This is a genomic window from Rhodococcus zopfii NBRC 100606 = JCM 9919, from assembly GCF_001895025.1.
Classification (GTDB): Bacteria; Actinomycetota; Actinomycetes; order Mycobacteriales; family Mycobacteriaceae; genus Rhodococcus; species Rhodococcus zopfii.
This window is the reverse complement of sequence record NZ_BCXI01000044.1, coordinates 1-12,431: the sequence shown is the minus strand read 5'-3', so window position 1 is coordinate 12,431 and position 12,431 is coordinate 1. Positions and strand designations below refer to the sequence as shown.

Genomic DNA, 12,431 nt, shown 5'->3' with positions numbered 1-12,431 from the left:
GACCGGGGCGGCACCGGCTCCGGCTCCCCCGTCAGTTGGTGGCCGTGTGGTGCTCGTGGGTGAAGGGTTTCGTTCCACGCACCTCGGGCTCGCCCTGCGGGTTGGTGTCCACACCGTGGTTCTCCCGGCTATCGGTGCCGAGCCACTGCTCCGTCGGCGCTTCGACGTACTTCCACTCCATGCCCTGCGGCCACGGTCCCTGGCCTTCGTTCCAGGGTCCCCGCACCGACCCCGCGCCGTTGGACATGTTGAACGCCAGGTTCTGGAATCGGTCGTCGCCGGCGAGAGCACCGGGCGGGAAGTTCACCGGCAGTTCGTTCAGAGCCGCGGTGAACTGCTGGTAGTGCGCCACTTCGCGGGTCATCAGGAAGGTGAGCGTCTCCTGCACGCCGGGGTCGTCGGTGAACTGTTTGAGGTATTCGTAGACGATCTTCGCCCGGGTTTCCGCGCCGAGATTGCTGCGCAGATCGACCGTCGGATCGCCGTTGGCGTTGACGTATGCACCCGACCAGGGAGTCCCGGCCGAGTTCCCCACATCGGGGCCGCCGCCGGACAGCGCCAGGAACAGCGGATTGACGGCAACCTGGTGAACGGCCTGCTCCTTGCCGTCGGCCGTGGCCACCAGCGGCATCCAGTCGCACCGTTCGTTCGCCATCTTCAGGTCGTCGTTGAGACCGTCCAGCAGCATGGTGATCATGGACCCGACCATCTCGAGGTGACTCAGCTCCTCCGTGGCGATGTCCATGAACAGGTCGTACATCTTCGGGTTCTTGCGGCGCAGCACGAACGCCTGCGTGAAGTACTGCATCGCGGCCTTCAGTTCGCCGTTGGCGCCGCCGAACTGCTCCTGAAGCAACGTGGCGAATCGCGGATCGGGTCGGTCGACGCGCACCTCGAACTGCAGGTCCTTGTTGTGGATGAACATGTCGCTCCCTTGTCTGTGTGTGCAGAGGGTCGCGAGGCGGGTACCCGGGCCGTACCGATGAAAACTGTTCCTCCACGGCAACACCGAAGAGCGACACCGTTTGCCACCCGCCGGGGTCGGGTATCACGTCCCGACCACCACCGGACCGGAGGCGATGACAATGGTGGACGCGTTCACATTCCTCAGAAGCGACCACGAAAGTGTGCTGGGCATGTTCGAGGTTCTCGACGGTGCCCCTCAGGGTTAAGGCGCCCAGCTCAGCGGATTGCGCACCATGGTGACCGATCTCGTCGTCGCGGAGTCCAGACACGAAGCGATCGAACAACATTTCTTCTGGCCCTTGGTGCGGGAACGACTCGAGGACGGCGACCGTCTCGCCGATGATGCGATAGCACAGGAGAACTCGGGAAAACGCCTGCTTCAGAAGCTCGAGAACGGCCACCCCGGGGAGCCCGAATATCACGGTGCGCTGGCCGCCTTCATCGAAGCGGGCCGCAAGCACATCGCGTACGAACAGAACGTTGTGTGGCCGCGCATGGCCGCCGCACCGAGCGAATCCGAACTTCAGGATCTGGGCGCGACCCTGGCCCGCACCAAGCAGAAGGCTCCCACGCGCCCGCATCCGGACACGCCGTCCGGACCGGGCGCGCAGAAGACGATGGGTGCGGCCGCCGCCGAACTCGACAAACTGCGCGATGCGGTGACCGGGCGGAGCGGTCCGCCCGATCCCCCGACTTCCTGAGCGCTAGGGTGTGGCGCGATCAGCGCGGTGCCAGCGCGCGGATCGCCTCCGCCGGGTCGCCGGAGGTCACCAGCGCGATCACCGGCGTCGTCACGCCCGACTCTGCATAGCGCTCGACGTGTTCGCGGCACGCGTCCGGATGGCCGTGCACCACAAGGGCGTCGACGACGCTGTCCGGAATCGCGTCCAGCGCGCCCTTGCGGTCGCCCTCCGCCCACAGCCGCCACATGGCGGCGAACTCGTCCGTCCGTCCGAGGAACTCGTGGAACGCCCGGTAGACGGGGACATTCATGTAGGACGCGATCATGCGACGGCCGATCGCGCGGGCCGTGTCGGTGTCGAAGCCGTGCAGCACGAAGATCCGCGCGACGATCTCCTTGCCGTCGCCCCCCTCGTGCACGTAGGGCGCGACGGTGCGTGCGTCGCCGGCGGACAGCCAGTTCACGATCGCCCCGTCCGCTTCGCGGCCGGCGAGTCGCAGCATGCCCGGGCGCAGCGCGGCGAGCAGCACCGGCGGCACGGGATCCGCGACGAGCCCGGGACGGAACCCGTCTATCGCGAACGTGTCGTACTCGTGGCTCACCTTCTCCCCGGCGAGCGCGGACTTCAGGAACCGGAGGGTGTCGCGGGCACGTTTGAACGGTTCGTCGAAAGCGATGCCGTTCCACTTCTCGACGATCACGTCGGACGAGGTGCCCACGCCCAGCACGAACCGGCCCGGCGCCGCGGTCGCGAGGGTCGCGGCGGACATGGCGAGGGTCGCGGGGCCGCGCGTGTAGACGGGAACGATCGCGGTTCCCAGACGCAGGGTGGGCGCCCACACGCTCGCGAGCGCGAGCGGGGTGAACGCGTCGGCGACGCTCGACTCCGACGACCACACGTCCGTGTAGCCGAGATCCGGCAGTTCCTCGATCAGTCGCCGCTGGTCCGGGAGCGAGATTCCCTCGAGGGGAATGGTGAGGCCCCAACGTCGTGTGGTGTGCGTCATGGCCGCCACCCTAGCGTCCGGCCCCCGTATGCTGACGCCCCGTGCTGATCAGAGAGTTGTGGCGGTATCCGGTCAAGTCGTTCGGTGGTGAACCGGTCCGGTCCGCGACGATCGAAGCGGACGGTCTGCGCGGCGACCACCTGTGGGCCGTCGTCGACGCCGAGACAGGCGCGGTGGCCGGCGCGAAGAAGTCCCGCCGATTCGGCGTGCTCCTGACCTGCCGGGCACGGCTGATCGACGACACCGACGTCCGTGATCGCGCCGCCCTCGAACTGACGCTTCCCGACGGCACCGCCGTCCGCGGCGACGACAGCAGCGTCGACTCGCTGCTGTCGGACCTGACCGGGCGGGAGGTGCGGCTCGAGGCCCGTCGCCGCACCTACGACGAGGCTCACCTGCACCTGCTCTCGACCTCGGCGGTCGAAACCCTCGAGACGGGCGACCCCGTCGATGTGGCGCTGCGGCGTTTCCGGCCGCAGATCGTGCTGGACGCGCCCGGTTCACACGGATTCGTCGAGGACAGCTGGCTCGGCCGGAGCGTCGCGCTAGGCACCGCGACGATCGCCCCGACCACACGCACCGCCCGGTGCGTGATGGTCACCCTCGCGCATCAGGAGGTCCCCGCCCGGCGCGAGATGCTGCGGACGGTCACCGCCCGCAACCTCGTCCCGAACCTGCCGGGCGCCAAGCCCGCGCCGTGCGTCGGCATCTACGCGAGCGTGCGCGCGTGCGGGGACGTCACCGTCGGCGACACCGTCACCGTGCGCTGACGCGCCGCTGTGTACTTCGGCCGCCCTGGCCGCCCGAAGTACACACCAGGCGACTCACCGTCCAGCAGGCAGGATCCGGGTGCGGACCTCGCCGAAACCGATACGGGTGCCGTTCGGTCCGGGCGCGGTCGCCGAGATCGCGATCTCATCGCCGTCCTCGAGGAACGTACGGGTCTCGTCACCGACCTGGACGGGTTCGGCTCCGCCCCAGGTGAGTTCGATGAACGCGCCGCGCTGGTCCTTCTCCGGCCCAGAGATCGTGCCGGAGCCGAACAGGTCGCCGGTGCGAGTCGCGGCGCCGTTCACCGACGTGTGTGCAAGCATCTGCGCCGGAGACCAGTACATCTGCGCGTACGGCGGCCGGCTGACGACGTGACCGTTCCATTCGACCTCGAGATCGATGTCCAGACCCCACTTCTCGTCGCCCTGCAGATAGGGCAGCGGTTCCGGGTCCTGCACCGGGGTGTCGATCCGGGCGGATTCGAGCGCGGCGAGCGGCACGACCCACGGGGAGATCGACGTAGCGAACGACTTGCCGAGGTTCGGGCCGAGCGGCACGTACTCCCAGGCCTGGATGTCGCGGGCGGACCAGTCGTTGAGGATGACCGCGCCGAAGCAGTGATCGGCGAATTCGTCGGGGGTGATCTGCGTGCCCATCGGGGAGCCGACGCCGACGATGAAGCCCATCTCGGCTTCGATGTCGAGGCGGATCGACGGTCCGAAGACCGGCGCCGGATCGTTCGGTCCCTTGCGCTGGCCGCACGGCCGGACGATGTCGACACCCGAGGTGACCACCGTCGACGAACGACCGTGGTAGCCGACAGGCAGGTGCTTCCAGTTCGGCATCAGCGGATCGGGGTTCTGCGGGCGGAACAACCGCCCGAGGTTGGAGGCATGGTTCTCCGACGCATAGAAGTCGACGTAGTCGGCGACCTCGATCGGCAGGTGCAGCGTCACGTCCGCGATCGGGAACACCGCATCGTCGGCAACTTCCCTGGACACGAGTTCCTTGATTGCGGAACGCACTTCGTCCCAGCGACGGCGGCCCTGAGCCATGAACGCGTTGAGCGACGGCTCGGCGAACACGACGTCGTCCTCGAAGACCCGGCTCAGGTCGAGCACCGTGTCGCCGACGCGGACGCCCACGCGGGGTTCGGTGTCCTCGGTGGAGAAGATGCCGTAGGGAAGGTTGTCGAGGCCGAAGAGCGAGCCCTCGGGAATGTCGATGACGGTCATGCGGGTGATCCTTCGGTAATCGGAAGAACGGATGCGTGCACCAGGCCGAGGTCGATCAGGTCGACGAGCGGTTCGACGATGCTGCAGGTGCCGAACGAACGGAAACAGCTGCGCACCTCGGCGATACGCGCCGGGGACAACACGGACAGCCGGGCGGCGACGGAAGCACCGTCGCGGTCGGCGAGCACCGTCGCGATGGTGGGCACGTCCGCTCCGTCGAGTGCGGCATCGACCGCGGCGAGCACGTTGAGGAAGCCGTGCTGCTCGAAACCGGTGTGCGGGTCCGTGTTCCGGATCGCATGGTGCAGGCCCGCGGTCGCCTTGAACGGCACCCCGGCACCGACCGCAGACCGGATAGCCTCGGCCAGTTCCGTCTCGTCCGGGTACGCCTCGGTGACAACTCCACCGGTGCGGAACTTGGCCGCACTCGGCGTCCCGGCGAGCCCGGCCAGGAGGGCGGCACGACGGTCGTCGCGGGGCACCTCGACGAACAGTGCGACGCCGGGGAGTTCGGCGGCGACAACGTCGAGCGCAGCGAGGAATTCGTCGGTACTGCTGTCGGCGGGAACCGCGATCTCCACCGCCTCGACGGTCACGCCGTCGAGTTCACGGAGCCGAGCGACCGCCGCGGACACGGTCGCGGGTCCACCCGGAGCCGTGACGCTCAGGGCGAGTTCGCCGCCGAGCGGACGGGATTCGAGCGACTCGACCAACTCCGGGATACGCGGAGCGGGAAAGACGAACAGCCCCACCAGACCTTCGTAGTCCGAGACGCGGTGGCCGGCGTGCGCCGGCAGCGCCTGCTCCAGAGGGGCGTTACCCGGCGGGAACAGGGCCGCGTCGTCGCACAGGCCGGCGAGCAGCGGTCCGAGAGTCGTCACTTGCCTGCACCTCGATTGCGGTTCCAGCTACCGGCGTACGTGGTGTCCTCGCAGGCGAACGCGCCCTCGCCGAGTTCGAGCGGGCGGAACGTGTCGACCATGACGGCGAGTTCGTCGAAGAACTCGATGCCGATGCTGCGTTCGTACGCGCCCGGCTGCGGGCCGTGAGCGTGTCCGCCCGGGTGGACCGAGACGGAGCCCTGGGCGATGCCGGATCCCTTGCGGGCCTCGTAATCTCCGCCGCAGTAGAACATGATCTCGTCGGAGTCGACGTTCGAGTGGTAGTACGGCACCGGGACGGCGAGCGGATGGTAGTCCACCTTGCGCGGCACGAAGTTGCAGATGACGAAGTTGTTGCCCTCGAACGCCTGGTGCGCCGGCGGCGGCTGGTGCACCCGGCCGGTGATGGGCTCGTAGTCGTGGATGGAGAACGTGTACGGGTAGAGGCAGCCGTCCCAGCCGACCACGTCGAACGGGTGCGTGGGCACGACGTAGCGGGTGCCGACGATGCCGTGCGAAGTGCGGTGCTTGACGAGCACCTCGACGTCGGCCTCGAGGTGCTCGACCTCGACGAGGCCGGACGGGCCGTGGAGGTCGCGCTCGCAGAAGGGGGCATTCTCGAGGAACTGACCGAACCGCGACAGGTAACGCTTGGGCGGCACGATGTGGCTGTTGGCCTCGATGACATAGGCGCGCAACGGCTCGTCCCCGGTGGGGATCCAGCGGTGCGTCGTCGCCATCGGCAGCAGCACGTAGTCGCCGGACTTGGCTTCGAGCGTGCCGAAGACGGTCTCGATGGTGGCCGTGCCGGATTCGACGTAGACCATTTCATCGCCGACGACGTTGCGGTACAGCGGCGATTCCTTCTTCGACACCACGTACGAGAGCCGCACGTCGGCGTTCCCGAGGATCAGGCGCCGGCCGGTGACGACATCGGTGTCCGCCCACACGTCCTCAGGGAACAGTTCGGGCAGTTTCAGGTGCCGCGGCTGGAGCGGGTGGTTCGGCGTGGTGGTCTGGTCGGGCAGCTCCCACACGGTCGCGTCGACGATCGCCGACGGAATGTACCGGTGATACAGCAGCGACGAGTCGGACGAGAAGCCCTCCTCGCCCATCAGCTCCTCGTAGTAGAGGTTGCCGTTCTCGTCGCGGTGCTGGGTGTGACGCTTCGGCGGGATGACGCCGAGCTGTCGGTAGAACGCCATGGGGTTCAGCTCCTCGCAGGTTCCTCAGGCCGATCGAGGCAGTCACGCCCCGGTATTAGTAAATACATTAACTAGTTTCTGGGGGTGAAGGCAACCACAGAACGGTCACGAGGTCATGACGATCGGCAAACCGTTCGCCCCGAGAGCGGGGATGCGACGCTCAGGTGCGTCCGCGCACGTCGAACTGGCTGCGGTTCGTGATCAGTTTGTTCAGCAGCATGACGAGGATCTGCTGTTCAGCGTCGGTGAGCACGTCGACCCACGCCGCCTCGCGCTCGTTCTGCTCCCGGAACGCCTCGGAGATCTCGGTCTCCCCCGCCTCGGTGAGCGACAACCGGACCGAGCGGCCGTCGTGACTCGCCGGGGTGCGCTCCAGCAGGCCCGCTTCGACCAGCGGTTTCGCGAGATTCGACACCGCCGCCCGGCTCATGCCGGTCAGCCGCGCGGCGCCTTTCGGCTCGATCGGCCCGGCCAGCCACACGACGAACAGCAGGCGGTAGGCGGACCACGACCGCCCATTGGGCCGGTGCACGGTGGATTCGAGGTCGTAGGTCACGACATCCGAGGCCCTATTCAGGGTGAGCAGCACCTCGGTGGCGTTGCGGTGATAGTCGCCGTACCTGCTGCCCAGGCGGCTTTTCGCGAGTTCGACGAACGACCAGTAATCGAGCGAGTCCGGTGCCGCCGGCTCCCCCGCCTCGTTCCACCCGTCGCCCATGCGCCCAACACTATCGCGACCGGTGGTAGAGACATCCGACGCCGACGGTCCCCGATGATTCACCCGGATAGTATATCTATTGATTACTTATTCGGCCTACTACCTGCAGGAAGTTCGCACGCGCGCACCGCTACGACCAGCGCACCGCGGCAGTTACCGCTACGCGCGGAAAAGTCTGTACAAAGGATTCGACAGACTGCCCCGAACGGCCCAAAGGACCCACATGAGCACCCTGCAGACGCTCGATCGTGGGCTGCGCGCACTCGACATCGTGTCGCAGTCGCCGTCCGGGATCTCGGTGGCGGACCTGTCCCGGGAACTCGATGTCCATCGGGCCATCTGCTATCGAATCGTCGCCACGCTCGAGGAACACTCGCTGGTCACTCGCACCGCAGACGGCCGGGTACGCCTGGGCGTCGCTGCGGCAGTGCTCGCCTCGAGATTCGAACCCCAGTTCGCGGCCGACGTCCGACCTGTACTCCACGCGCTGGCCGACAAAACCCGCGCGACGGCCTTCGTGTCCGTCGCGCAGGGGCAGCACTGCGTCGTCATCATGGTCGCCGAACCGGAAGGCACCCTGCTGCGGGTCGGATATCGCGTCGGTAGCAGTCATCCGATCGAGCGCGGCGCCGCCGGCATCGCGATCCTTGCACTGCGGCCCGAATCGCCGGGCGACTCCGACGCCGTACGTCGAGCCCGTGCCGACGGCTACAGCCTCACCCGCGGACAGATCGAGCACGGCGCCGTCGGTATCGCGTCCGGCATCGCACTGCCGCAGGGAGTCGGGCCGAGCACCGGCCTCGAACGCAGCGTCGGCGTCGTCGCACTCGACGGCCTCGATACCGATCGCGCCGCGGATGCGGTGATGAGCACCGCCCGCGAGATCGAGCGTCTCATCAGCGTCTGATCTCGCCGCAGACGCACTTCCGCTCACGCGTCCGCGCACTCGTCGCGACACCCCACATCGACAGCCCCGACATGGGCACCCCACGCTCTCCCGCCGGTCGGCCGTGCCGCCGACAGCCCAGTTACCCGGACCGCACTTGACCGCGAATGTGACCGCACTTACTCTGTGCAAAGTTCGCTCACCGATACACGATGTGCGTTATTAGTAAACTCCCAGTTCAGCGCGAGTTCGAAACAATGGAGATGCAAGCCATGAGCGCGTGCCCCATCGATCACACGGCCCTGCAGACCACGGACTGCCCGATTTCCGCGAATGCCGTCGCCTTCGATCCCTTCACCGGCCCGTACCAGGTGGACCCGGCGGGGTCGCTGAGCTGGTCACGCGACGAGGAGCCGGTGTTCTACAGCCCCGATCTCGGGTACTGGGTCGTGACGCGGTACGAAGACGTCAAGGCCGTCTTCCGGGACAACATCCTGTTCTCGCCGTCGATCGCCCTGGAGAAGATCACCCCGGTCTCGGACGAGGCGACCGCGACGCTCGCGAAGTACGGCTACGCGATGGCTCGCACCCTCGTCAACGAGGACGAACCCGCGCACATGCCACGCCGGCGCGTGCTGATGGATCCGTTCACGCCCAAAGAACTCGTCCATCACGAGCCGATGGTTCGCCGACTCACCCGCGAGTACGTCGACCGCTTCATCGAGTCCGGCAAGGCCGACCTCGTCGACGAGATGCTGTGGGAGGTCCCGCTCACCGTGGCCCTGCACTTCCTCGGCGTGCCCGAAGAGGACATGGACACGATGCGCAAGTACTCGATCGCGCACACCGTGAATACCTGGGGGCGACCGGCGCCCGAGCAGCAGGTCGCGGTCGCGGAGGCCGTCGGCAAGTTCTGGCAGTACGCCGGACAGGTGCTCGAGAAGATGCGCAAGGACCCGTCCGGCCACGGCTGGATGCCGTTCGGCATCCGAGTCCAGCAGGAACAACCCGACATCGTCACCGACTCCTACCTGCACTCGATGATGATGGCGGGAATCGTTGCGGCACACGAGACCACAGCGAACGCGTCGGCCAACGCCTTCCGCCTGCTGCTCGAGAACCGCAGTGTATGGGAGGAGATCTGCGACGATCCGGGCCTGATCCCCAATGCCGTCGAGGAGTGCCTGCGCCACTCGGGTTCGGTCGCCGCGTGGCGCCGCCTCGTCACCGCCGACACCACGATCGGCGGCATCGACATTCCCGAAGGCTCGAAGCTGCTGATCGTCACGTCGTCCGCGAACCACGACGAGCGCCACTTCGACCATGCCGACGACTTCGACATCCGCCGCGAGAACTCGAGCGATCACCTGACGTTCGGGTACGGCAGTCACCAGTGCCTGGGAAAGAACCTGGCCCGCATGGAGATGCAGATCTTCCTCGAGGAGTTCACCAAGCGTCTCCCCCACCTGGAACTCGTCCCCGATCAGGAGTTCACCTACCTGCCGAACACGTCGTTCCGCGGCCCGGATCACGTGTGGGTGCAGTGGGATCCGGAAAAGAACCCCGAGCGCGCCGACCCGTCGATCCTCGATGACCGCCGGCCGGTGAAGATCGGGGAGCCGTCGAGGACCAGCATCTCGCGCACCGTCTCGGTCGACGCCATCGTCCCCGCCGCAGACGGCGTGGTGCGCGTGCGGCTGTCCGATCCCTCGGGCAAGCCGCTGCCCAAGTGGACGCCGGGCTCGCACGTCGACGTCGAACTCGGTGACCTGTCCCGGCAGTACTCTCTGTGCAGCGACCCGAACGACCTGTCGCACTATGAGATCGCCGTGTTCGAGGAGCCGGGGAGCCGCGGTGGCTCACGCTACGTGCACCGCACCCTGAAGACCGGCGACACCCTGAAGATGCGCGGTCCGCGCAACCACTTCAAGCTCGATCCGGATGCCCAGCGCTACATCTTCGTGGCGGGCGGCATCGGTGTCACCCCGATCGTCACGATGGCCGACCACGCGAAGGCCACCGGCAAGGATTACGAAATCCACTACTGCGGACGCGATGTCGCGACTATGGCACTACTCGACCGGCTTACGGCCGAGCACGGCGACAAGATCGAGGTGCACTCGAGCGCAGCGGGCAACCGCCTCGACATCCCGGCTCTGCTCGCGACGCCGGTCGAGGGCACCCAGATCTACTCCTGCGGCCCGGAGCGTCTGCTCACCGCACTCGACGACGCGACCGCGCACTGGCCCGAGGACACGCTGCACGTCGAGCACTTCACGTCGAATCTGGCCACGCTCGACCCGGCCGACGAGCACGGGTTCGAGGTCGAACTGCGCGATTCCGGCCTGACCGTCCAGGTGGCGGCCGACCAGACCGTGCTCGACGCCCTGCGCGCGTCGAACATCGATATCCAGAGCGACTGCGAGGAGGGGCTGTGCGGATCGTGCGAAGCCCCCGTCCTCGACGGTGACGTCGATCACCGCGACATGGTACTCACCAAAAGCGAACGGGCTCAGAATAAGTCGATGATGACGTGCTGCTCACGCGCGTGCGGCACGAAGATCACCCTCGCGCTCTGACGCACCTGCCCTCCAGAATCTCCAGCACCCGAAAGGATCCGTCATGGGATCACCCACCGTCACCGGGGCCGATATGCCGCCGGGCTCGACAGTCACCGACCAGCCCCCCAAGTCCGGCTTCAAGCGCGTCCTCACCGGCAGCATGGCCGGTGCCGTGCTCGAGTGGTACGACTTCGCGATCTACGGCATCCTCGCCGCGACTGTCCTCGGTCCGTTGTTCTTCCCCGGTGACAGCGGGGTCGCCAAGCTGCTGCTGGCACTGGCCACTCAGGGCCTCGGCTTCGTCGCCCGCCCTTTGGGTGGCATCGTCTTCGGACATCTCGGTGACAAGTTCGGCCGCAAACCGATGCTGGTCATCACGTTCCTCATGCTGGGCACAGCGACCGCGGCGATCGGACTTCTGCCCACCTACGACCGGATCGGGATCTGGGCAACGGTCCTGCTGGTGGTGCTGCGCATGATCCAGGGCTTCGCCCTCGGCGGTGAGTTCGGAGCCGCGGTGCTGCTGGTCAGCGAGTACGGCGAGCCGAAGCGGCGCGGCTTCTGGGCGTCCTGGCCGCAGGCAGGTGCCCCGATGGGCACCGTCCTGGCCACCCTCGTGGTGTCGGTGATCGGATTCACGCTCTCCGAACAGGCCTTCGACCAGTGGGGCTGGCGCATCGCCTTCCTCTTCGCGATCCCGCTGCTGATCATCGGCTTCTGGGTGCGCCGCGGTGTCGAGGAGTCGCCCGTCTTCAAGGCCGCGCAGGAACAGGCTGCGAAGGATCCGGTGGCACAGGAACGTTCGTCGATCCTCGAGGCACTGTCACGTCCGCGTGCGGTCCTGACCGGCCTGGGCATGCGCCTCGGCGAGAACATCGCGTTCTACGTGTACACGGTCTTCGTCATCGCGTACGCCACCACGTACTTCGACTTCCATCGCGGCGAGGTCATCATGGCCGTGACGTTCGCATCGCTGTTCCAGTTCGTCGGCATGATCGGCGGCGGCGCGTGGTCCGACCGGGTGGGTCGCAAGACCGCGATGCTCGTGCCCGCGATCGTCCTCGTCGTCTGGGCACCCGTGTTCTTCTGGCTGGTCCAGCTCGAGAGCCTGCCGATGCTGTGGGTCGGTGTGTGCGTGGGTGCGTTCTTCCACGGCATGCTCGCCGGCCCGGAGGCCGCGTGGATCACCGAGTTGTTCCCGACGCGCTATCGCTATGCCGGTTCGTCGCTGGTCTTCCAGGGCTCGTCGATCATCGCCGGCGCCCCGGCCCCGTTCATCGCGGTGTGGCTGATCCAGAACTTCGGGGTCGGCATGGTCGTCGGCTACCTGGTGGTCACGATGACGATCACGGTGATCGCCCTGTCGCTGAGCCGGGAGACCAGGGGCGTCGGTCTCGACCGCATCGCATAGCCGTCGAACCCTTCGACGAACTGCTCCGCCCGGAGGACGGACCGAGAGATTCGGTTCCGTCCTCCGGGAGGAGTTTTCGCCTGTGCCGTCGGCTCGGGCGCTAACGGC

Annotated in this window: 10 protein-coding genes and 1 pseudogene; 5 read left to right on the top strand and 6 right to left on the bottom strand. The window is 67.1% G+C overall.

Annotated elements, in window-relative coordinates; translation table 11 throughout:
- Positions 1-31 precede the first annotated feature (31 nt).
- Positions 32-925 carry a manganese catalase family protein gene (locus tag RZ1_RS24050; RefSeq protein ID WP_072815031.1) on the bottom strand — a complete coding sequence of 298 codons (894 nt, stop codon included), beginning with the start codon at positions 923-925 and terminating at the stop codon, positions 32-34.
- Between the two features lie 163 nt (positions 926-1,088).
- Between RZ1_RS24050 and RZ1_RS24045 the strand changes: the two are divergent.
- Positions 1,089-1,667, top strand: a pseudogene (locus RZ1_RS24045) (hemerythrin domain-containing protein).
- A gap of 19 nt (positions 1,668-1,686) precedes the next feature.
- On the opposite strand, the gene RZ1_RS24040 reads toward RZ1_RS24045, so the two are convergent.
- Positions 1,687-2,655 (bottom strand): LLM class F420-dependent oxidoreductase, encoded by a 969-nt coding sequence (locus tag RZ1_RS24040; RefSeq protein ID WP_072815030.1) that lies wholly within the window; start codon positions 2,653-2,655, stop codon positions 1,687-1,689.
- Positions 2,656-2,696: 41 nt separating this feature from the next.
- Here RZ1_RS24040 and RZ1_RS24035 point away from each other — a divergent pair, with 41 nt between their 5' ends.
- The gene (locus RZ1_RS24035; protein ID WP_072815029.1) at positions 2,697-3,425 is read left to right on the top strand and encodes an MOSC domain-containing protein; all 729 of its coding nucleotides are present in this window, start codon (positions 2,697-2,699) and stop codon (positions 3,423-3,425) included.
- Positions 3,426-3,479: 54 nt separating this feature from the next.
- Here the strand turns inward: RZ1_RS24035 and fahA are convergent, their stop codons facing one another.
- From fahA to RZ1_RS24015, 4 genes are all read right to left on the bottom strand, one after another.
- Positions 3,480-4,661 (bottom strand): fumarylacetoacetase, encoded by a 1,182-nt coding sequence (fahA, locus tag RZ1_RS24030; protein WP_072815028.1) that lies wholly within the window; start codon positions 4,659-4,661, stop codon positions 3,480-3,482.
- On the bottom strand, positions 4,658-5,542 hold the full coding sequence (locus RZ1_RS24025) for a hypothetical protein (protein ID WP_072815027.1): 885 nt from the start codon (positions 5,540-5,542) through the stop codon (positions 4,658-4,660). The genes fahA and RZ1_RS24025 overlap by 4 nt, the downstream gene beginning before the upstream one ends.
- Positions 5,539-6,747 carry a homogentisate 1,2-dioxygenase gene (locus tag RZ1_RS24020; protein ID WP_072815026.1) on the bottom strand — a complete coding sequence of 403 codons (1,209 nt, stop codon included), beginning with the start codon at positions 6,745-6,747 and terminating at the stop codon, positions 5,539-5,541. The genes RZ1_RS24025 and RZ1_RS24020 overlap by 4 nt, the downstream gene beginning before the upstream one ends.
- 160 nt (positions 6,748-6,907) lie before the next feature.
- Positions 6,908-7,465: a MarR family winged helix-turn-helix transcriptional regulator gene (locus RZ1_RS24015; protein ID WP_072815025.1), complete on the bottom strand. Its 558-nt coding sequence runs from the start codon at positions 7,463-7,465 to the stop codon at positions 6,908-6,910.
- Between the two features lie 223 nt (positions 7,466-7,688).
- Between RZ1_RS24015 and RZ1_RS24010 the strand changes: the two genes are divergently transcribed.
- From RZ1_RS24010 to RZ1_RS24000, 3 genes are all read left to right on the top strand, one after another.
- The gene (locus tag RZ1_RS24010; RefSeq protein WP_072815024.1) at positions 7,689-8,372 is read left to right on the top strand and encodes an IclR family transcriptional regulator; all 684 of its coding nucleotides are present in this window, start codon (positions 7,689-7,691) and stop codon (positions 8,370-8,372) included.
- 251 nt (positions 8,373-8,623) lie between these two features.
- Positions 8,624-10,930 (top strand): cytochrome P450/oxidoreductase, encoded by a 2,307-nt coding sequence (locus RZ1_RS24005; protein ID WP_072815062.1) that lies wholly within the window; start codon positions 8,624-8,626, stop codon positions 10,928-10,930.
- 73 nt (positions 10,931-11,003) lie between these two features.
- A complete protein-coding gene (locus RZ1_RS24000; RefSeq protein WP_139281962.1) occupies positions 11,004-12,323 on the top strand; it encodes an MFS transporter in 1,320 nt (439 codons plus the stop codon).
- Positions 12,324-12,431: the final 108 nt, after the last annotated feature.

Coding starts and splice junctions, on each gene's coding strand:
- RZ1_RS24005 (WP_072815062.1), top strand. CDS start 8,624: ATGAGCGCGTGCCCCATCGATCACACGGCCCTGCAGACCACGGACTGC.
- fahA (WP_072815028.1), bottom strand. CDS start 4,661: ATGACCGTCATCGACATTCCCGAGGGCTCGCTCTTCGGCCTCGACAAC.
- RZ1_RS24010 (WP_072815024.1), top strand. CDS start 7,689: ATGAGCACCCTGCAGACGCTCGATCGTGGGCTGCGCGCACTCGACATC.
- RZ1_RS24050 (WP_072815031.1), bottom strand. CDS start 925: ATGTTCATCCACAACAAGGACCTGCAGTTCGAGGTGCGCGTCGACCGA.
- RZ1_RS24040 (WP_072815030.1), bottom strand. CDS start 2,655: ATGACGCACACCACACGACGTTGGGGCCTCACCATTCCCCTCGAGGGA.
- RZ1_RS24000 (WP_139281962.1), top strand. CDS start 11,004: ATGCCGCCGGGCTCGACAGTCACCGACCAGCCCCCCAAGTCCGGCTTC.
- RZ1_RS24020 (WP_072815026.1), bottom strand. CDS start 6,747: ATGGCGTTCTACCGACAGCTCGGCGTCATCCCGCCGAAGCGTCACACC.
- RZ1_RS24015 (WP_072815025.1), bottom strand. CDS start 7,465: ATGGGCGACGGGTGGAACGAGGCGGGGGAGCCGGCGGCACCGGACTCG.